The sequence below is a fragment of the Microbacterium sp. 10L49 genome, from assembly GCF_056395125.1.
In genome coordinates this window covers 480,523-500,360 of record NZ_JBFTIW010000002.1, presented here as the reverse complement: position 1 = coordinate 500,360, position 19,838 = coordinate 480,523, and the positions used below count along the sequence as shown (strand labels likewise).

General features: G+C 71.6%; 16 protein-coding genes, 1 tRNA gene and 1 other RNA gene. 11 read left to right on the top strand and 7 right to left on the bottom strand.

The genetic code is table 11. From position 1 onward, the window contains the following. Window positions 1-45: 45 nt before the first annotated feature. The gene (locus AC1DCT_RS06855; protein ID WP_477229575.1) at window positions 46-756 is read left to right on the top strand and encodes a FadR/GntR family transcriptional regulator; all 711 of its coding nucleotides are present in this window, start codon (window positions 46-48) and stop codon (window positions 754-756) included. Window positions 757-824: 68 nt separating this feature from the next. Here the strand turns inward: AC1DCT_RS06855 and AC1DCT_RS06850 are convergent. After that, window positions 825-912: transfer RNA gene (locus AC1DCT_RS06850), tRNA-Ser, on the bottom strand. A 113-nt stretch (window positions 913-1,025) separates the two neighbouring features. Here AC1DCT_RS06850 and AC1DCT_RS06845 point away from each other — a divergent pair. The 3 genes from AC1DCT_RS06845 to AC1DCT_RS06835 all read left to right on the top strand — a co-directional run bounded on the left by AC1DCT_RS06845 (window position 1,026) and on the right by AC1DCT_RS06835 (window position 4,154). Then, window positions 1,026-2,408, top strand: a complete 1,383-nt coding sequence (locus AC1DCT_RS06845) for an LssY C-terminal domain-containing protein (RefSeq protein ID WP_477428178.1) — start codon at window positions 1,026-1,028, stop codon at window positions 2,406-2,408. Window positions 2,409-2,417: 9 nt separating this feature from the next. Beyond that, window positions 2,418-3,314, top strand: a complete 897-nt coding sequence (trhO, locus tag AC1DCT_RS06840; protein WP_477229573.1) for an oxygen-dependent tRNA uridine(34) hydroxylase TrhO — start codon at window positions 2,418-2,420, stop codon at window positions 3,312-3,314. Between the two features lie 153 nt (window positions 3,315-3,467). Continuing rightward, window positions 3,468-4,154, top strand: a complete 687-nt coding sequence (locus tag AC1DCT_RS06835) for a DedA family protein (protein ID WP_441977700.1) — start codon at window positions 3,468-3,470, stop codon at window positions 4,152-4,154. A 67-nt stretch (window positions 4,155-4,221) separates the two neighbouring features. Here the strand turns inward: AC1DCT_RS06835 and AC1DCT_RS06830 are convergent, their stop codons facing one another. The 4 genes from AC1DCT_RS06830 to AC1DCT_RS06815 form a co-directional block, all read right to left on the bottom strand. Continuing rightward, window positions 4,222-6,540: a transglutaminase TgpA family protein gene (locus AC1DCT_RS06830; RefSeq protein ID WP_477428176.1), complete on the bottom strand. Its 2,319-nt coding sequence runs from the start codon at window positions 6,538-6,540 to the stop codon at window positions 4,222-4,224. Beyond that, window positions 6,530-7,813, bottom strand: a complete 1,284-nt coding sequence (locus AC1DCT_RS06825; RefSeq protein WP_477229571.1) for a DUF58 domain-containing protein — start codon at window positions 7,811-7,813, stop codon at window positions 6,530-6,532. The genes AC1DCT_RS06830 and AC1DCT_RS06825 overlap by 11 nt, the downstream gene beginning before the upstream one ends. Window positions 7,814-7,875: 62 nt before the next feature. Continuing rightward, window positions 7,876-8,904 carry an AAA family ATPase gene (locus tag AC1DCT_RS06820; RefSeq protein WP_441977697.1) on the bottom strand — a complete coding sequence of 343 codons (1,029 nt, stop codon included), beginning with the start codon at window positions 8,902-8,904 and terminating at the stop codon, window positions 7,876-7,878. A gap of 119 nt (window positions 8,905-9,023) precedes the next feature. Continuing rightward, on the bottom strand, window positions 9,024-10,232 hold the full coding sequence (locus AC1DCT_RS06815) for an FAD-dependent oxidoreductase (RefSeq protein ID WP_477428174.1): 1,209 nt from the start codon (window positions 10,230-10,232) through the stop codon (window positions 9,024-9,026). A 166-nt stretch (window positions 10,233-10,398) separates the two neighbouring features. Here AC1DCT_RS06815 and ffs point away from each other — a divergent pair. The 4 genes from ffs (at window position 10,399) to AC1DCT_RS06795 (ending at window position 14,729) form a co-directional block, all read left to right on the top strand. Then, an RNA gene (gene ffs, locus AC1DCT_RS06810) (signal recognition particle sRNA small type) lies at window positions 10,399-10,495 on the top strand. 112 nt (window positions 10,496-10,607) lie between these two features. Beyond that, the gene (locus AC1DCT_RS06805) at window positions 10,608-11,297 is read left to right on the top strand and encodes a hypothetical protein (protein WP_477428173.1); all 690 of its coding nucleotides are present in this window, start codon (window positions 10,608-10,610) and stop codon (window positions 11,295-11,297) included. A 164-nt stretch (window positions 11,298-11,461) separates the two neighbouring features. After that, entirely contained in the window at window positions 11,462-12,199 is a 738-nt protein-coding gene (locus AC1DCT_RS06800) for a beta-phosphoglucomutase family hydrolase (RefSeq protein WP_440734092.1), read from the top strand. Window positions 12,200-12,224: 25 nt separating this feature from the next. Then, window positions 12,225-14,729, top strand: a complete 2,505-nt coding sequence (locus tag AC1DCT_RS06795) for a glycoside hydrolase family 65 protein (protein WP_440733883.1) — start codon at window positions 12,225-12,227, stop codon at window positions 14,727-14,729. Between the two features lie 76 nt (window positions 14,730-14,805). Here the strand turns inward: AC1DCT_RS06795 and AC1DCT_RS06790 are convergent, their stop codons facing one another. Then, window positions 14,806-14,982 carry a DUF1918 domain-containing protein gene (locus tag AC1DCT_RS06790; protein WP_292722557.1) on the bottom strand — a complete coding sequence of 59 codons (177 nt, stop codon included), beginning with the start codon at window positions 14,980-14,982 and terminating at the stop codon, window positions 14,806-14,808. Between the two features lie 215 nt (window positions 14,983-15,197). Between AC1DCT_RS06790 and AC1DCT_RS06785 the strand changes: the two genes are divergently transcribed. The 3 genes from AC1DCT_RS06785 to AC1DCT_RS06775 are packed head-to-tail and all read left to right on the top strand — an operon-like array spanning window position 15,198 to window position 19,357. Next, window positions 15,198-17,678 carry a DNA polymerase III subunit gamma and tau gene (locus AC1DCT_RS06785; protein ID WP_477428440.1) on the top strand — a complete coding sequence of 827 codons (2,481 nt, stop codon included), beginning with the start codon at window positions 15,198-15,200 and terminating at the stop codon, window positions 17,676-17,678. Between the two features lie 57 nt (window positions 17,679-17,735). After that, window positions 17,736-18,329 (top strand): recombination mediator RecR, encoded by a 594-nt coding sequence (recR, locus tag AC1DCT_RS06780; RefSeq protein WP_477428171.1) that lies wholly within the window; start codon window positions 17,736-17,738, stop codon window positions 18,327-18,329. Beyond that, a complete protein-coding gene (locus AC1DCT_RS06775; protein WP_477428169.1) occupies window positions 18,326-19,357 on the top strand; it encodes a DMT family transporter in 1,032 nt (343 codons plus the stop codon). Before recR ends, AC1DCT_RS06775 begins: the two co-directional genes overlap by 4 nt. Here AC1DCT_RS06775 and AC1DCT_RS06770 read toward each other — a convergent pair. Then, window positions 19,323-19,796: a DUF2871 domain-containing protein gene (locus AC1DCT_RS06770; RefSeq protein ID WP_477428167.1), complete on the bottom strand. Its 474-nt coding sequence runs from the start codon at window positions 19,794-19,796 to the stop codon at window positions 19,323-19,325. The two genes, AC1DCT_RS06775 and AC1DCT_RS06770, sit on opposite strands and share 35 nt — an antisense overlap. Window positions 19,797-19,838: the final 42 nt, after the last annotated feature.

Below are 19,838 nucleotides of genomic sequence, written 5' to 3'. Positions count from 1 at the left end.
GGGTGCGCACGTGCTGCTGCGCAAAGGGGCCGCAGGGGCGCCGGTATGCTGAGGCTTCCGGAAGAGCTGAGGTGGATCGTGCTCGAGGACGCCGTTCCCGTCACCCCGATCAAGCGCGTCAGCGCCGCGGAGGCGACGTTCCAGGCGCTGCTCGCACTCATCGCGAGCGACGGCGTGGCGGTCGGCGACCGGCTTCCCGGAGAGGTCGAGCTGGCGAAGCGGTTCGGCGTGAGCCGCGCCATCCTGCGCGAGGCGCTCGGCGCGTGCGCGACGCTCGGCCTCACCGAGACGCTCACCGGCAGCGGAACGTACATCCGTGCCAAGAGCCCGCGACAGGGGCTCACCTTCGGCGGCTACTCGGCGGTCGATCTCATCGAGGCGCGGCCGCACATCGAGATCCCCGCCGCCGGATACGCCGCGGAACGCCGCACCCCCGAGCAGCTCGACCGGATGCGCGCCCTCGTCGAGCGCATGCGGAACACCGCGGACCTGCGCGCCTGGGTGCGCCTGGACGGGGAGTTGCACCGTCTGATCGCGGAGGCGAGCGGCAATCCCGTGTTCGCAGCCATGGTCGACTCGCTGCGGCAGGCTCTGGATCCCCAGTCCGAGTTCCTCAACATCACCAAGGCCCGGCAGTCCTCCTCGGACGAGGAGCACGCGCGCATCGTCGACGCGATCGCATCGGGTTCGGCCGACAGCGCGCGGGACATGCTCTCCCGCCACCTCTTCCGGGTCGCGGAGGCACTCAGCGAGTAGCCGCTGCGCCGGTTCACGACGAAGGCCCCGGCTCCCCAGCGGTTCTGGGGGAGTCAGGGCCTTCGATCTGGCGGTGACGGCGGGATTCGAACCCGCGGTTGCTTGCACAACACACGCTTTCCAAGCGTGCTCCTTCGGCCGCTCGGACACGTCACCAGGAATACAACCTGACCATCCTATCCGATGCGACGGGATGGTCCTGACCGGGCAGCCGGGCGGGCGCCCGGCCCCCGTGCCAGGATGAGAGAGGACCGCGAAGGAGGGCAGCCGTGAGCGACGCGCAGCACCCGTCGAGGCGCCGCTGGGCGCTGCAGATGCAGCAGCCGTTGCCGTCTTCCACGGTGTTCGACCGGATCGCGTTCCTGATCGGCACGGCCTCGGCGGTCTGGCTCGCGATCATCATCTCGATCGAGGGCCTCCGCTCGCCGTGGGCGCTGCTGCTGTTCATCCCCGTGTGGGCGATCATGGCGTATCTCGTGCTGCCGCGGCTGCACCGCCTGCTCAGCGACCTCTACGTGCCGGACTACTTCTTCGGGCGCACGCGCACGGGCGACGGCCTGCTCGGGGATCCGGTCAACCTCGGCGTCGACGGCACCGCGGCGCAGCTCGACGAGGTGATGACCAGGGCAAGGTGGCACCGTGCAGACGAGATCACCGCCGCCTCGACCTGGGGGATCATCGTGTCAACGCTCACGCGGCGCAGCTATCCGACGGCACCCGTGTCGCCGCTGATGCTGTTCGGCCGACGGCACGATGTCGCGTACCAGCAGGAGGTGGCGGGCAACCCCAAGCAGCGCCACCACGTGCGGTTCTGGCACTGCCCGCCGGGCTGGCTGCTGCCCGGCGGAGCGAAGACGGACTGGCTCGGCGCCGGCACCTACGACACCGATGTCGGGCTCAGCCTGTTCACCCTGCAGGTGACCCACCGGATCGATGAGAACACCGACGTCGAACGCGATTTCGTGGTGCAGAGCGCACGCGACGCGGATCCCGCCGTGCGGTTGCGCCTCCTGCACGACTTCACCACCGGCTATCACTCCCGCAATGGCGGCGGCGATCGGTTCATCACCGATGGCGACCTGCCGATCCTCGACGTGACCCGCGTGCGCACGGCCCCCGGCGAGGCGGACGAGGGCGCCGACGATCTCTCCGGCACGAAGTCGGCCGAGGGCCTTCCGCGTGAGGGGCACGGCGAGTCGCTGCGCGCCACGGCCGAGCGGTCCGTGCGGCGGGCGCCGTTGTCGACGTTCTTCGCCGTCGGCGTCGTCGTGATCGGAGCGATCATCGACGTGCTCGGTCTGACGGTCGGGGCCGCGGCCGACCCGGGCGTGCGGGCGCTGTTCTCCTCCGGCGAGGCACCCGAGGTGGCCGTGCTGATCGGTTTCCTCGGGTTCGGCGTGCTCGTCTCGCTCGCGCAGCTGCTCATGGCCTGGTTCGTGCTGCGGCGGGGACGGCGCTCCCGGGCGATCCTGATGGTGCTGCTGGCGATCGGCGTGCTCTCGACCGCGATCGACTACCTCGACGGCACGGCGACGCTCGGGCTCAACGGCACGCTCCTCGCCGCGTCGCTGCAATGCCTCGCCCTGCTCGCGTTGTCCAGTGAGTCGGCCGGAGCCTGGGCGCGGCGGAAGACCGCGCAGGAGCGCGACTAGGATCGCTGGGTGCCCACCCCGAAGATCGTGCTGTTCTACGCCTTCGCGCCGCTGTCGGATCCGGAGGCGATCCGGCTCTGGCAGCGCGACCTGTGCGAGGCACTGCACCTGCGCGGGCGGATCCTGATCTCGAAGCACGGGATCAACGGCACCCTCGGCGGTGACCTGCCCGCGGTGAAGAAATGGCTGCGCTCGTTCCGCTCCTATGCGCCGTTCCGCGATGCGGACGTGAAGTGGAGCGAGGGCACCGGGGTGGATGCCGACGGGCACAGCGTCGACTTCCCCAAGCTCAGTGTGAAGGTCCGCGACGAGATCGTCTCGTTCGGCGCCCCGGACGAACTGCAGGTCGATGAGCACGGCGTGGTCGGCGGCGGCACCCGGCTGAGCCCCGATGCGCTGCACGAACTCGTGGCAGAGCGCGGGGACGACGTCGTGTTCTTCGACGGGCGCAACGCCCTGGAGGCCGGGATCGGCCGCTTCCGCGGAGCGATCGTGCCGGAGGTGGAGACGACGCGCGACTTCGTGGGGCTGCTCGACTCGGGCGCCTACGACGACCTCAAGGGCCGGCCGGTCGTCACGTACTGCACTGGCGGGATCCGCTGCGAGGTGCTGTCGAGCCTGATGGCGGCGCGCGGCTTCGGCGAGGTCTACCAGCTCGAAGGCGGGATCGTCCGCTACGGCGAGCAGTTCGGCGACGACGGGCTGTGGGACGGATCCCTGTATGTGTTCGACGGCCGCGGATCCGTGGACTTCTCCGATCATGCGGCGGTCATCGGCGAGTGCGCCGGCTGCGGCGCCGCCACGAACCGCACCGCGAACTGCCCCGACCCGTCGTGCCGGCATCAGGCGGTGGTGTGCGCGACCTGCGTGGCGGTGCCGTGCGCGGAGCATGCGACAGCGGTCTGAACGCCCCTGCCGCCCCCCGCGTCCGGTCCCGCGACGGCGAGGTGAGAATCGCGCCGAAGGCTGGGCTTCTGGGCATCCGCCCGCGGTGAACAGTTCGGAACATCATTCTCCGGTATGACGACGGCCTTTCCCGCGCGCCGTAGCGTGGAGGGCATGGACCTGCTGAACGCCTGGCTGCTGCATGCTGCGGGGCAGCTCTGGCTGTTCCCCGTGCTGCTGGTGTTCTTCTTCGTCGACGGGTTCGCCACGATCCTGCCCAGCGAGACGGCGCTCGTCGCGCTCGCCGCCCTGTCGCTGCAGAGCGGCGAGCCGAACCTCGTGGTGCTCGGCCTGGTCGCTCTGGTCGGCGCGGTCGCCGGGGACAACATGGCGTACCTGCTCGGCCGCACGATCGGTACCGAGCGCTGGGCGTGGATGCGCCGGCCGCGGGTGCACAAGATGTTCGACTGGGCCCGGTACGAGCTCGACAAACGGGGCGCCGCGCTCATCTTCACCGCGCGATACATCCCGTGGGGGCGGGTCGCGGTGAACTACGTGGCGGGTCAGACCGGATTCCCGCACCGCCGGTTCTTCCTGTACGACCTGTTCGCCTGCATCACGTGGGTCGCCTACGCGCTGGGCATCGGGCTGCTCGCCGGCCAGTGGGTACACGACAACCCGCTGCTGGGCGTCGGAATCGCGGTGGTGTTCGCCGTCATCGTGGGGTTCGGAATCGACCACGCGCTGCGCTGGTGGCACCGGCGCCGGGGAGATGCCGAGCCGTCCCGGCCCGGATCCGCAGCGTCCACGACGACGACCGCGTCCCAGGCGGCCGCGTCTCCGACGGCCGCCGAGCACTGACGATCCCGGATCCGCGACGCCGCCGGGCGACGCGGTCGTGAGGGGAGGGGGCATCCCGCCCGGGCGCTCAGGACGTCGAGGTCGCCAGCAGCCGCGCGCCGAGCAGCGAACGCGGGGCCAGCACCGCCGTGAGCCGGTCACGGCGCGACACGTGCTCGCGCAGCTGCGCCCGGATCGCATCGAGCGGAGGGCGCAGATCCCCGACGTCCGGCGCGGATCCGGATCCCGCGCGCGCATAGCTGCTGCGTTCGATCGCTCGCACGAGCACATCCATGTCGGCCGGATCCGCGCCGCGCTCGCGCACCAGGCGCGCACCGCGCCCGCGCGGAGACTCCGCGGACGAGGCCGGAAGGCCCAGATCCTGCAGCGTCGCACGCAGCTCGGACCACGCCGCCACGGCGTCGCCTCGGCCCGCGGCGGCACGACGTCGCGCCGTCTGCACGCGCCGGATCATCGCCGGGATCAGCAGCACGACCAGCACGCCCACGACGGTCCACACCACGGGCATCACCTGCTGCACCGTCGGCGTCGAGGCGCCTGCGGCTCCGGCGTCCGGCACGTCGAGGTTCTTCGGGTCCTTCGCGACGCCGCTCGTGGTGGGCTGCGGTGTCGCTCCGGCGGAGGGCAGCGTGCCGTCGTCGGATCCGGAGCTGCTCTCGGCGAAGGCGGTCGGGACGCCCCGGGTCGCGGTCGGTTCGAAGGGCACCCAGCCGATGCCGGAGAAGTACACCTCGGGCCAGGAGTGCAGCTGGTCGGTGGAGACCTCGAACACGACCCGCCCGTCATCGGAGCGGCGATCCGTCGCTGTGCCGGGCAGGTAGCCGACGACGATCCGCGCCGGCATGCCGAGTGAGCGCGCCATGAGCGCGAACGCCCCGGCGAAATGCACGCAGTAGCCCTCGCGTACGGTCAGGAACTTCGCCACGGCATCGACGTTGGTGCCGTCGAAGCCGTCGTCGACCGGGGTCTGCAGCGAGTAGCGGAACCCGGCGCGGAACCAGGTCTGCAGTGCGATCAGCCTGTCGTAGTCGGTGGCGGCCCCGCCGACCACTTCGCGCGCACTGTCGGCGATGATAGCCGGAAGGCCCGCGGGCAGTGCCCGCAGGTCCTGCGGGGCGTCGGAACCCGTGGCGGTGGATGCGCGGATCTGATCGAGCGTGGGCTCGAGCGTCGCCGTGTCGATCGTGTAGTTCTGCTCGGCCGCATCGGCGTTCGCGGCGATCACCGTGCGGTTGTCGCCGGCGGCGTTCCAGCTGCCGCTTTCGCCGCGCACTGCAGTGGCCTGGTAGGGCACCGGCAGCCAGGACCCGGAGATCCCTGCGGTGCGGATCGTGGTCCTGGTCTTGTGCAGTGCGACGCCCTCGGGGGCGGTGACATCGCCGAAGCCCTGGGACAGGGGCACCGTGGTGGGCCGGTCCGGCTGCCAGGTGGAGCCGTCGAATCGGGTCAGCGTCGCGATCCGGAGGTAGGGCGGCGTGCCGTCCTGGGTGATCAGGGTGAGCGCGGTGACGGGGGAGGGACGCCGCAGATCCTGCCCCAGGTTGAGGGTGGCGCTGAGGGTGGTGCTGCCGCCGCCGATGCTGAGCCCCGAGGCGGACAGCGGCAGCAACGGCGACACGATGAGCGCCGCGAGCACGGCGAGGAAGCCGAGGACGACGGCGGGGAGGCGCCGCGTGCGCAGGAGCGCGTCAGTGGGCGCATGGCGCGTGGGGGAGCGGCCGTCCTCCGTCACGGTCGCGGGACGTGCGGATCCTGGCGGCGCGAACCGCACATGCAGGAAGAGCAGGATCGCGAGCGCGAGCCCGATGAACCACACCGGGTTGGCGCCCTGGTGCACGATCACTCCCGGCACCGCGCCGAGCGCGGTGACCAGCACGGCCGCCACGAGCGGCGCCCGCAGCGTCACGAGCACGAGATCCAGCACCACGGCGATGAGTCCGGTCGCCGCGGCCACACTCACGGCGACCGCGGGGGACGGGGCGAGGGGAGCGACACCGCCGCGGATCTCGTCGAGCGCGGCGGAGAGGAAGGCGTCGATCGCGCGCCATACTTCGGGTGTCGGCAGCAGCCAGCCGTGCCCGGCTTGCCGCGCGACGAACGCCGTGAGCGCGATCAATCCGGTGCCGAACTGCACGACGGGCACGGCGGGGATCGCCAGCCAGGCGGGCGCCCGACGGGTGAGGGAGCGCACGACCGCGCCCGCGACGATCACCGTCGCGCCCGTGACGGCGGCGCCCGCGCTCCAGCTGCCCGGCTGCACCACCGCGCTCAGCGGCCACACCGTCACGAGAAGGCCCAGGGCCGTGAGCAATGCCGCAGCCACGGGGCCGCCGTCCCGCCTGCGCTCCTGCAAGGGGCCCCCGTACGCGCTCACGTCAGCGGGCATGCGCAGCCTCCTCCGGAGCAGCGGGGGACGAGCCCCCGGCGCCGTCGCCGGACCGCGGGGATCGACCAGGCTCCGCGGCGGCATCCGCCGAGGCGGATCCGGGCTCGCCCGCGCCGGCGTCCGCCCAGGCGTCGGCCGGATCGTCGCCGAGCAGCGCGGTTCGCCAGCCCTGCTGTTCCGCGGCGGACAGCGCGTCGGCACCGGGGGCGGTCGCGATGAGGATCGGGGTGCCGGCCCCGCCGTGCGGGAGCGTGCCGGCATCGGCCGCATCGATCGCGCCGGTGATCACCACCAGCGGACCGACCGTATGCCCCTCGCTCGCCGCCGGCAGCCCGTGATCGCGCTCGCCGGAACGCGGCGCGGTGCCGGCCAGGCTCACCAGCAGGCCGTCGCGTTCGTCCTCCGCCCCGCGCAGCCGGCCGATCAGCACGCCGGTGGCGTCGACCACGTCCACGGCGAAGCCGTTGTCCACGAGGTGCATCGCGATCGAGGCGCACGCCGTGACGGCTCGGTCGAAACCGTCGAAGTCCGTCTCCCGGTCGGCTCCGACCCAGCGCGCGCCCGCGCGATCCAGCACCACGAGAGCGTCCGGGCTCGACTCCTGCTCCTCCTGGCGCACCATCAGATCACCTCGGTGCGCGGTCGCACGCCAATGGATCCGCCGCATCGAGTCGCCGGGGACGTACCGGCGAGGGGAGAGGTTGTCCGCACCCTGCCCGAGTCGGTGCGACGAGGTCTGCGCCGTCCCACCGGCGCGCCCCGTGCGGTCGGTCAGCCGCGGCAGCGGCACGACCTGCGGCACGATCGTGACCGGCGTCACGTCACCGAGCTCGTCCGTGCGGACGAAAAGGCCGAACGGATCCGTCGTGCTGAGCCGCAGCGGCCCGAGCGAGGCGAGCCCGCGACGCACCCCGGAGATCGGATACGTCATGGTCGTGGTCGTTCCGCCGGGGATCGGTTCGGCGTCGTCGGGCGGGAAGGCGCCGGTCGCCGAGCCGCGCACGGCGGCCGGCAGCCCGTCCCGCCAGCGTCCGGACGGCGGGCGCACAAGGGTGCGCAGATCCACCCGCACCCGTACCCAGGTGTCGTCGCCGACCGTGAGCAGGTCCGCAGCGACCGTGCGGCCCACCCGCGCATGCCGGCGCGGGACGAAGACGAACAGCGCGGCCAGGACGAGCAGTGCGAACAGCAGCGCCGCCACGTACAGCAACACCGGCGTGGCCAGCACGTTCGCGCCGATCACCAGGAGGATCCCAATCAGGAGCGCGCTCACGCCGCGCCCGGTCATCCTCCGCCCGGGCGGATCCGCTTCGCGCCGCGCGCGCTCCCGTCGGTTCACCGCGGAAGGCCCACCGGCACCGGTATGCGCCGGACGATGCCCTCCAGCGCGGCCTCGATCGGGCGTGCTCCGGCCCGGTGCAGCCCGCGGGCGGGGATGAGCCGGTGCGCGAACACAGCGGGCAGGAGCGAGGTGAGATCGTCCGGGACCACGTAGTCGCGCTCGTCCAGCGCGGCCTGCACCTTCGCCGCGCGCACGAGCTGCAGCGTCGCCCGAGGGCTCGCTCCGAGATGCAGGTTCGGGTCGGTGCGCGTGGCCTGCGACAGCGCCACGGCGTACTCCTCGAGCGCCGGGGCGACGTGCACCGCGCGGGCCCACGCGATCAGCGCGCGCACATCGGTCGCGGCCAGCACGGGACGGATGCCTTCGAGCGGATTGCGGGTGTCCCGCTGACGCAGCATGAGCGTCTCGGCCGCCGCGTCCGGATAGCCCATCGAGATCCGCATCATGAACCGGTCGCGCTGCGCCTCCGGCAGGGCGTAGGTGCCCTCCATCTCGAGCGGGTTCTGCGTGGCGACCACGAGGAACGGATCGGGCAGCGGTCGCGAGTTCCCGTCCACGGTGACCTGGTGCTCCTCCATCGCCTCCAGCAGCGCCGACTGGGTCTTGGGGGAGGAGCGGTTGATCTCGTCGGCGATCACGATGTGCGCGAACACGGCGCCGGGCTTGAACTCGAACTCCTGCTCGACGGGGTTGTAGACGCTCACTCCCGTCACATCGCCCGGCAGCAGATCGGGCGTGAACTGGATGCGGCGCACGGTGGCGTCGATGCTGGCCGCGAGGGCGCGCGCGAGCATGGTCTTCCCCACGCCGGGCACGTCCTCCACGAGCAGGTGCCCCTCGGCGAGCAGGCAGACGAGCGCGCTGCGGACCGCGTCATCCTTGCCGTCGATCACCTCGGTGATGGAGTCGAGGATCGCGGCGGTCTGACGGGCGAACTCCGTCGCATCGATCTCCGCGGCGGTGCGGGATGTCGCGTCCGGTGCGGTGCTCGTGGTGACGTCGGCGGTGTTCGTGGCGTGCATGCGTCCCTCTCACCGGGCGCCGCGGTGCGCCCGCGTCTCTGATCGTAACCCGGGGCGGGGACCACAGGGCGGGGGATCCGTCGGAGGGCGTCTTGTCCGAGCCCCCGCCCGCCATCGGCTCAGAACCGATCGAGGGCGAAGATCGCCGGAGCGGGGGCGCGGTCGAGGGCCAGATCGGCAAGGAGACGCCCCACACTCGGCGTGAACTTGAATCCGTGCCCTGAGAACCCGGCGCCCAGCACCACGGGGCCACGGCGATCGATCACGAAGACTCCGTCGGGTGTCGTCGTGTATGTGCAAGTGATCTCGGTGACGTCATCGGCGTCTACGCCCGGCAGCCATTCGCGGGCGTAGTCACGGATGAGCGCGGAGAGCGCGGGGTCGGGCACGAAGCTGCGCCGATCGGGGTCGATCACAGGGCCGACCCCGTGCCAGCCGGCCTTGATGCCCTGCCCCGGCGTGTGCATGCCGTACACGCTCGAGGGCCAGCGACGATCCGGTCCGGAATCGGCGAGGAAATGATTGAATCCCGGCCATTCCCCCGGGATGCGCGGGGCGAAGTGCGCGGGCTGTTCCTGGGTGACCACGAGGCGCGGCAGCGGAACGTGCCCGGTGAGCAGCGTCGACGTCCAGGCGCCGACCGTGACCACCACCCGGCGGGCGCGCAGGTCGCGCACACCCTCGGCGGTCTCGATCGTGAGCACGGCCTCGTCGCCGACCGGACGGATGCCGGTCACGCGGGCGCCGTGCTGCACGCGGGCGCCCTTCTGCCGCGCCGCGCGCTGCAGCGCGGCGACAGCGCGGTCGGCGTGCAGGCGCCCGGCCGTCGGCGTGAACAGTACGCGGCCTTCGAAACGGATGCCCGGCCAGCGCTCCGATGCCTCCCCCTCGTCGACGAAGACACTGGGGATGCCGGCCGCGGCGAGCGCGGCGTGCGCCGCCTCATGACCCGGATTCGGTCCGTGATTGACGATGCCGTGCTGGGTGAGGAGCTCGGTGCCGGTCTGCGCTTCGAGCAGTCGCCAGAGCCGCTCGGCTTCGACGAGCATGCCCACATGCACGGGATCGGCGTAGGAGACGTTGAAATTGCGGCTGGCGCCGTGCGAGGCGCCGTTCAGGTGCCCGGGTTCGAAGCGTTCGAGGAGCAGCGTATCGGCCCGTCCGGCGAGCTGCCACGCGGCGGCGGAGCCCATCGCCCCGCCTCCGACGATCGCGACGTCGACCCGTTCGACCATGCGCTGCCCCATTCCGAAGCCGCCGAACGGCCCGCCCACCACGATAGGACCGGATCCCGGCAGGGGACGGGCAGGTGACCACGCGTTACGCATGGATGACGGGTGCCGGGTCGTGCTGATTCCCTCCGTCCCGCACCGTCGCGAGATCTCTCGTTCGCATGACGGGGGCGGGGCCTGTCCGGACGTTCCAGGATCCGGGGCGGGGACCACGGGGCGGGGGATCCGGTCGGACCCACCCGCGACCTCGGGTAGACTTGTCGACGGCTCTCCGCGTGGCGGCACCCAGGCCAACTCCCCCAGGGCGGAAACGCAGCAAGGGTAACCGGGCTCTGTCGGGTGCGCGGAGGGTCTTTTCTTTGCCCGGAACCGAGTTCGGATCGTTGCCGGGAGTCTGTTCCGGACGCGATCCCTCTGCCCGATCGGGGGAGGGCGTCGGCCCCGGACACACGCACGCGCTAGGGTCCGAGCATGGGACATGACGAGCGCAGGCCGACCGTCTACTCTGCCGTGCCCAAGAATCTCACCGCGCCGTACGTGATCCCGCCGCTCGAGCACGACGGGCATGGTCGCCCGAAGCCGATCGGCGCTCCGACGGAGCCCGGGCCGCAACGGCGTCGCTCCTGGATCCCGTTCCTCGTCGTGGTCATCGCGACGTTCGTGGTGATCCCGGTCGTGGTCGCGCTGCTGGCCGGAATCGGCAGCGCCCCGGAGTCAGCCCCGGAACCTCCGCCGCCCGTGGTCGCGGCTCCCGAGACCGCCTCGCCGGCGCCGGCCACGCCCGACGATCCGGCGTACCCGGGCCTGGATCCCGCTCGGCTCGCCGCGCTGCTGCAGGATCCGGGTGCGCACGTCGGAGAGCAGTACACCGCGTACGTCGAGATCCAGATCGGCACCGAGAGCATTCCGCAGAATCTTCGCGACAAGGCGGGGCTCATCGGCTTCGCGGGCGCGGAGCCGCCCTCGCAGACGATGCAAGACGCCGCGAACCCGGTCGCGCTGATGGCCGATCCGGGGATCCTCGACGCGGCGGTACGCGGCGCCGTGCTGCGCATCCGGTTCCAGGTCGCATCGACGACCGATCGTACCTCCGTCCACAACGGCTCAGGCATCGCCGAGCTGCACGTCGTCGCGGCGGAGACGGTGGCCTCGTTCTCCTGAGCCGCGCCCCCGCCGAGACCGCGGGCACAGCGCGGCGCGCGCGGAGCTGTGATCCTGCCCGCCGACGTCTATCCAGGCGAGCCCTCGTCCGACTAGCCTTGATCAGGTGGCACCCAGACGTGCCGGTCCGAAAGATCCCGTTCTCAGCCACCGGAGGCTCCGCCGTGCCCGACACCCCCGCAGCGCTCCCCGACCTGCATCGCTCGGCCGCCGTGCTGTTCGATCTGGACGGCGTGCTGACGCCGACCGCAGAGGTGCACATGCACGCCTGGCAGGCGGTGTTCGACGAGGTGTTCCTGCTCTGGGACATCGCGCCCGCGTACACCGACGAGGACTACTTCGCCTATGTCGACGGCAAGAAGCGCTACGACGGCGTCGCGAGCCTGCTGCGCAGCCGCAACGTGGAGATCCCGTGGGGGTCCGTCGACGATGATCCCGAGGTCGACACCGTGTGCGGGATCGGCAACCGCAAGAACGTCGCCTTCTCGGAGGCGCTGCGCCGCGACGGCATCGCGCCCTATCCCGGATCCCTCGCCCTGCTGCAGGAGCTGAGGGCCGCCGAGGTGCCGATGGCGGTCGTGTCCAGCTCCAAGAACGCGGAGGAGGTGCTGGCCACGGCCGGCATCCGCGACTTCTTCACGGTGGTCGTGGACGGCGTGGTCGCCGAGCGCGAGCATCTCGCCTCCAAGCCCGCACCGGACGTGTTCCGCGTGGGCGCCGAGCGCATCGGCGTCGACCCGGCATCCGCCGTCGCGGTCGAGGACGCGACGAGCGGCGTCGCCTCGGCCGCCGCTGCCGGCTACGGCACGGTCATCGGCGTCGACCGCGGAGCCGGATCCGATTCCCTCCTCGCCCACGGCGCGACCGTCGTCGTCGACGACCTCGCCCGTTTCCTGTCCTGAACCGACCCCTCACGGAGAGCACTGCATGATCGATCGCGACCTCTTCCCCGTCGACCCGTGGCGTCTGGTCGAGACGTCCTATCCGCACGTGAACCCCGGCGTCTCCGAGACGCTCATGGGCCTCGGCAACGGGTACCTCGGCCTGCGCGGCAACCACATCGAGGGCCGCAACGCGCTCGAGCACGGCACCTTCATCAACGGTCTGCACGAGACCTGGAAGATCCGTCATGCCGAGCAGGCGTTCGGCTTCGCCGAGGTCGGTCAGACGATCGTGAACGCCCCCGACGCCAAGGTCATGCGGGTCTACGTCGACGACGAGCCGCTCAGCTTCGACGAGGCGGACGTGCGCGAGTACCGGCGCGCGCTCGACTTCCGCACCGGCATCCTCGAGCGCGAAGTGCTCTGGGAGACGCCCTCGGGCAAGCGCGTGCGCATCCGAGACGAACGGATCGTGTCGTTCGTGGAGCGCCATCTGGCGGTGCTGCGGCTCGAGGTGACGGTGGAGAACTCCGACGCGCCCGTGACGATCTCGTGCCAACTGCTGAACCGGCAGGACGGCGAGGACGTCTACGGCGGGGTGCCGTCGATGGCCGCCGGATCCCCGGGCGAGAAGGCCGGCTTCGACCCGCGCAAGGCGGAGCGGTTCGGCGACCGCGTACTGCAGCCCGCGGAGTACTGGCAGGACGGCGGGCGCTCGGCGCTCGCGTACCGCGTCGCGAACTCGGGCATGACCCTCGCCGTGGTCGCCGACCACCTGGTCGAGACCGAGAACGAGTACACCGCGCGCCAGCTCGTGGAGCCCGATATCGCGAAGAACGTGTTCCGGGTGCAGGCGAAGGCGGGCGTGCCCACGCGGGTGACGAAGCTGGTCAGCTACCACACCTCCCGCGGCGTGCCGGCCCGTGAGCTCATCGACCGGTGCCGGCGCACCCTCGACCGCGCCGCGGTGGAGGGCGTGGAGGCGCAGTTCGCGAAGCAGTCCGAGTGGCTGAGCGCGTTCTGGGAGCGCAGCGACGTGCGCATCGCCGGGCATGACGACCTGCAGCAGGCGACGCGATGGTGCCTGTTCCAGATCGCGCAGGCGTCCGCGCGTGCGGACGGAGCGGGTGTCTCGGCCAAGGGCGTGAGCGGATCCGGCTACGGCGGGCACTACTTCTGGGACACCGAGGTGTATGTGCTGCCGTTCCTCACGTACACCTCTCCGACGTTCGCGCGCAACGCGCTGCGCTGCCGGGTGCACATGCTGCCCGCCGCGCGCCGCCGCGCCGGCCAGCTGAACGAGGGCGGCGCACTGTTCCCGTGGCGCACGATCAACGGCGAGGAGGCCAGCGCCTACTACGCCGCGGGCACCGCGCAGTATCACATCAACGCCGACGTCAGCTATGCGCTCGGGAAGTACGTACGCGCCACCGGCGACGACGACTTCCTCTATCGCCAGGGAGTGGACATCGCGGTCGAGACCGCGCGGATGTGGGCGACGCTCGGCTTCTGGCGCTCGGCCGCGGGCGTGGACACGTTCCACATCCACGGCGTCACCGGCCCCGACGAGTACACGACGGTCGTCAACGACAACCTCTTCACGAACGTCATGGCCCGGTACAACCTGCGCTTCGCGGCGCGCGTGGTGCGGGAGATGGCCGCGGACGCCCCGGAGGCGTACGACGCGGCGGTGGAGCGGCTCGCCATCGAGCCCGCCGAGGTCGAGCGGTGGGAGCGCGCGGCCGACGCGATGCACATCCCGTTCAGCCCCGCCCTGGGGATCCACCCGCAGGACTCCCTGTTCCTCGAGCGCGAGGTGTGGGACCTGCCGGCCACGCCGCCCGAGCAGCGCCCGCTGCTGCTGCACTTCCACCCGCTCGTGATCTACCGGTTCCAGGTGCTGAAGCAGGCGGACGTGGTGCTCGCGCTGTTCCTGCAGGGCAACCACTTCACCGAGGCCGAGAAGCTCGCCGACTTCGAGTACTACGACCCGCTGACCACGGGCGACTCGACCCTGTCGGCGGTCGTGCAGTCGATCCTCGCCGCGGAGGTCGGGTACCAGGACCTCGCGCACGAGTACTTCGAGCACGCGATCTACGTCGACCTGGGCGACCTGCATCGCAACGCCTCCGATGGCGTGCACGTGGCGTCGGCGGGTGGCGTGTGGACCGCGCTCGTCAGCGGCTTCGGCGGCATGCGCGACCACGACGGCGAGCTCAGTTTCGATCCGCGCCTCCCGGCCGACTGGCCTGAGCTGTCGTACCCGCTGCTCTGGCGCGAGTCGCAGCTGCAGATCACTTTGACCGCCGACCGATTGCTGGTCGAAGTGCGCTCCGGAAACCCGGTCGCGTTCACGGTGCGCGGGGTCGCGCACACGGCCTCTACCGACGCTCCTGCTGCCGTGCATCTCGCGGATCAGGGACCTGTCCTCCGCGGGCGCCCGGAGTTCGGCTCGCAGGCCCGCCGCGAGGACGGCACGATCCTGTCGCCGACCGTGCCGACGACCTCGGCGATTCCGATCATCGGATACGTCGGGGAATCGGGGGAGTAGTCCCGGCCGCGGCGCTGGTCCCTGAGACTCTCGAGGGACCGGCGCCCGCCCGGGTCCGGTGCTCGCCGCGCCGCCCCTACTCGCCGTGCCTGATCTCGCAGTCACTGCCCGGTGCGAGCACCGCCTCGTGCCCGTCGTCGTAGCGCACGACAAGAAGCTCGCCGCGCACCTCGAGGACCACGCCGGATCGCTCCGCGCCGCCCACCACCCGGCCGTGGATGCGGATCCGGTCGCCTGCTGCCACCTGCGTCATCGTCCACCTCCTCCTTCAGGGTACGTCCGTTCGAGGGCGTTCGGGAGGGGGTCTCCGGGGCCCGTCCGGCACCGTCCGGCGCGGCGTCGGCGCAGACGCCGCGGCCGTCGCGGCGTCTACGCCGGACACCCCGCGCCGATGTCCGACGCACACCGTAGTCTTGACGGGTGAGCACAGCCCTGTACCGCCGTTACCGGCCCGAGAACTTCGGGGAGATGATCGGGCAGTCGCAGGTGACCGATCCGCTCATGACCGCGCTGCGCGGCGACCGGGTGGGCCACGCCTATCTGTTCTCCGGGCCGCGAGGCTGCGGCAAGACCACCTCTGCGCGCATTCTGGCGCGCTGCCTGAACTGCGCCGAGGGCCCCACCGACACCCCGTGCGGCGTGTGCCCGAGCTGTGTCGAGCTGTCGCGCAACGGCGGCGGATCCCTCGACGTCGTCGAGATCGACGCGGCCAGCCACAACGGCGTCGACGACGCCCGCGATCTGCGCGAGCGTGCGACTTTCGCACCCAGCAGGGACCGGTTCAAGATCTTCATCCTCGACGAGGCGCACATGGTGACGCCGCAGGGCTTCAACGCACTGCTGAAGCTCGTCGAGGAGCCGCCGCCGCACATCAAGTTCATCTTCGCGACCACCGAGCCGGAGAAGGTCCTCGGCACGATCCGCTCGCGCACGCACCACTACCCGTTCCGGCTGGTGGCGCCCGCAGCGATGCTCGAGTACGTCGAGAAGCTGTGCGCCGAGGAGGGCGTGACCGTCGCCCAAGGCGTGCTGCCGCTCGTCGTGCGCGCGGGCGGCGGATCCCCGCGCGACACCCTCTCGCTCCTCGACCAGCTCATCGCGGGCTCGGAGAACGGCGACGTCGGCTACGAGCGCGCGGTCGCGCTGCTGGGCTACACGCACTCCGCGCTGCTCGATGAGATCGTCGACGCGCTCGCCGCGGGCGATGCGGCTGCGGCCTTCCCCGCGATCGACCGGGTGGTGCAGACCGGACAGGATCCGCGCCGCTTCGTCGACGATCTGCTCGAGCGCCTGCGGGACCTCATCGTGATCGCCGCCGTCGGCGACGCCGCCTCCGCGGTGCTCCGTGGCGTCCCGGAGGACGAGCTGACCCGAATGCGGAGCCAGGCCGCCGCATTCGGCGGGCCGCGCCTGTCTCGCGCAGCGGATCTCGTGAGCTCCGCCCTCGACGACATGTCGGGGGCGACGTCGCCCCGTCTGCACCTCGAGCTGCTCGTCGCTCGTGTGCTGACGGCGCTCGCCGGGGGAGAGGTTGCGCCCGCGGCACCCGGTGCGCCGGCTGCTGCGCCCGCTGCGCCTTCCACGGCTTCGGTCGCGGCACCTGCCGCGGCTTCGGTGACCACGCCCACGCCGGCCCCAGTCGCCACGCCCGCTGCGGTCGCCACGCCGGCCCCGGTCGTCGAGCGAGCACAGGAAACGACCGAGACGACGGGCGACACATCCACCCCGGTTGCGGATGCGCCGGCTCAGGCCACGTCCTCCGTCGCCGATTCCGCTCCCGAACCGGAGACGGCTCCTCCGGCCGGGCCCGTCGACATCGACCGGATCCGTACGGCCTGGTCGGCGGTGCTTGGGCGGCTCGAGAAGATCAGCCGCGGATCCTGGCTCGTGGTCACCGCCGTGCAGCCGCTCGCGTACGATGCCGAGACCGAGGTGCTCACTCTCGGGTTCCCCGGACCGAACGACGTCGCCCGGTTCAAGGGCACCGCGCCCGGCAACGGCCCGTCCGACCACCTGCGCACCGCGATCGAGGGCGAGCTCTCCGTCAAGGTCAAATACCTGCCGGCCCCGCTGCCCGAGGCCGCACCCGAACGGAACTTAGCCGAGGGCGGGAAGGCCCCGCGACCCTCCGATGACACGCCGTCCGAGCAGATCCCCGCCGAGCGAACCCCGGCGGCGCAGACTCCGGTCGAGGCGGCTCCGGCGGAGCGGATCTCATCCGACCGGACCCCGTCAGGGCGAGGGGAGCACGGGCGGCCGTCCACGACGCCGAAAGCCTCGGCGCCGAGCGCGGGCACCACTCCGGGCACGACCCCCGCCCCGCGCGCTGCTTCGACCACGACCGCGCCCGTCACCGAATGGGCGGTCGCAGCGATCCCGCAGGGCGAACCCGAGTCCGTCGCGCCGACAGCCATCACGCCGACCGGTGCCGGGCCGACCTCGGCTGCTCCCGCTCGGGCTGACGCGCAGGCTCCCTCGGCCCCGTCCGCTCCTTCGGCGGCGCCGTCGGCCGAAGCCAGGGTGGCGCAGTTCCCTGTCGACGAAGAGCCCGCCGACGTCGAGGCCATGCCGGCATCGGGGTGGTACGAGCCGGGCCACGACGGCGATGTGCTCGACGATGAGCCGCCGTTCCCCGACGATGCCTACGACCCCGGTCCCGATCCGGGTCAGGGATCCTCTGCCGGCGCGCCAGAGCCTGCCATGGTCCCGGTCGGAGTGGCCGCGTCCGAAAGCGGCCGGCCGGGTCTGGCTCCGGCTCCTGCGGCCCCGTCCGGCGGACGTCAGGATCCGACGCCGCGCGCCGCGCCCCCGGCACCGATGGTCACTGACCGGACTCCGCGTTCCGCAGCCCCTGGGGTGCAGCGCTACGGCGAGGCGGTGGTGCGTCAGGTGCTCGGTGCGAAGTTCGTCCGCGAGGAGCCCTACGAGCCGCAGACCCGGTTCCAGTGATCCGGGGACAGCAGTGACCATCGACAGTGATGAACGAACGATCATGAGGATCACGAGATGTATGACGGCATCGTCCAGGAGCTGATCGACGAGTTCGGCCGCCTGCCGGGCATCGGCCCGAAATCCGCTCAGCGCATCACGTTCCACATCCTGCAGACGCCCTCCTTCGACGTGAAGCGCCTCGCCGAGCTGCTCTCCGAGGTGCGCGAGCGGGTGCGGTTCTGCGAGATCTGCGGCAATGTGGCGGAGCAGGAGCGCTGCGCGATCTGTCGCGACCCGCGCCGCAATGCCGCCCTCATCTGCGTCGTCGAGGACGCGAAGGACGTCGCCGCGATCGAGCGCACCCGGGAGTTCCGCGGGCTGTACCACGTGCTCGGCGGCGCGATCAGCCCCATCGCGGGTGTCGGGCCGGGCGACCTGCGCATCGCGCAGTTGATGACGCGCCTCGCCGACGGCACCGTGCAGGAGGTCATCCTCGCCACCAACCCCAACCTGGAGGGGGAGGCGACGGCGAGCTACCTCAGCAGGCTGCTCACCAGCATGCAGATCACCGTCTCGCGGCTCGCCTCCGGTCTGCCCGTCGGCGGCGACCTCGAATATGCCGACGAGGTCACGCTCGGACGCGCCTTCGAGGGCCGGCGCGTCCTGTGAGCGGCGTTCCCGCCGGCCCGGGAGGGCATGGCTTCAGCCGTCGCGGTTGGCTGCTCTTCGGGGCGATGTGCCTGCTCTGGGGCGTGCCCTACCTGCTGATCAGCGTGGTGGTGGAGTCGTTCTCCCCGCCGGCGATGGTCGCGGGCAGGACTCTCATCGCGGCGATCCTGCTGCTCCCGTTCGCGATCCGCAGCGGCGCGATCAAGGCCGCGTGGAAGCACTGGCCCTGGGTGCTCGCCTTCGGCCTCGTGGAGATGGCGGGTCCGTTCTTCCTGCTGGGCCATGCCGAGCAGTCCCTGCCGTCCGGCCTGACGGGGCTGCTGGTCGCCACGGTTCCCCTGTTCGCGGCGCTCATCGCCCTCGGGGGCGGAGACCGCGGCGTGCTGAGTCCGGCGCGGCTGATCGGACTGCTCGTCGGCTTCGTCGGCGTCGGCGTCGTGGTGGCGGGTCCAGGGCTCACTGGCGGCAAGGTCGATCTCCTGGCTGCGGGGGAGGTGCTGCTCGTCGCGGTGCTCTACGCGACCGCGCCGTTCATCGTCGCCCGCAAGCTCGGCCACGTGCCGTCGATCGGCACGATCACGCTCGCGCTCCTGTTCATCGGAATCCTCTACCTGCCGATCGCCCTGCTGACCCAGCATCAGGTGCCGACCCTGCCGTCGATCGCGGCGCTGATCGCCCTGGGCGTGATCTGCACCGCGATCGCATTCCTGGCCTTCTTCGCCCTCATCAAGGAGGTCGGCCCGGTCCGGGCGCCGCTGTTCACCTACGTCAACCCGGTGATCGCGATCGTCCTCGGCGCCATCGTGCTTGCCGAGCCGCTCACTCCCGGGCTGCTGGTCGGATTCCCGCTGGTGATCATCGGGTGCTGGTTCGCCGGCACCGGCGGCCGGCTGCGGCCGAGAGCGGCGGTCGACGAGACCGCCGTGGAGCTGACCGCCGAGCCGGTGCCGCCGGCCGAGGCGCACCGGCGCGCTCCGGCCGTCCCGCCGGAGGTCAGGACGCCCGACGGATCCCCTTCCACAGAGTGATCAGCAGCAGCACGAAGGCGGCCCCGATCAGGATGTGACCCGCGCCGGCGATCCCGGAGATCGCCTTGGACGCCTCGACCTTCAGCACATCCAGGATCCCGTGCCACGTCATCATCGCGCCCGTCACCAGCACGCCGGCGTTGTAGATCCAGAAGAACCAGCGGAACAGGCGGCTCGCCGACAGAGCGAACAGCTTCTCCAGTGCGAGCACGATGAGCGTGACCAGGGCGCCGAGAGCGAGCAGGTGCGTGTGCACGAGGGCGAGCTGTCCGCTGAAGCCGTTGGGAAACCCGTTCGTCTTCGTGAACTCGCGGTAGAACAGCCCTGCGGCAAGTCCCAGGGCGATCCACACGACGGCGGCGATGAACAGCTGGGTGAGGGCGCGACGCTGTGCGGGCGCGGCGGACGGCGAGGGTGCGATGTTGACGGAAGAGGTCATGCTCCCAGCCTTGGCGCATCCGCCCGCCGGCGCATCCATCGA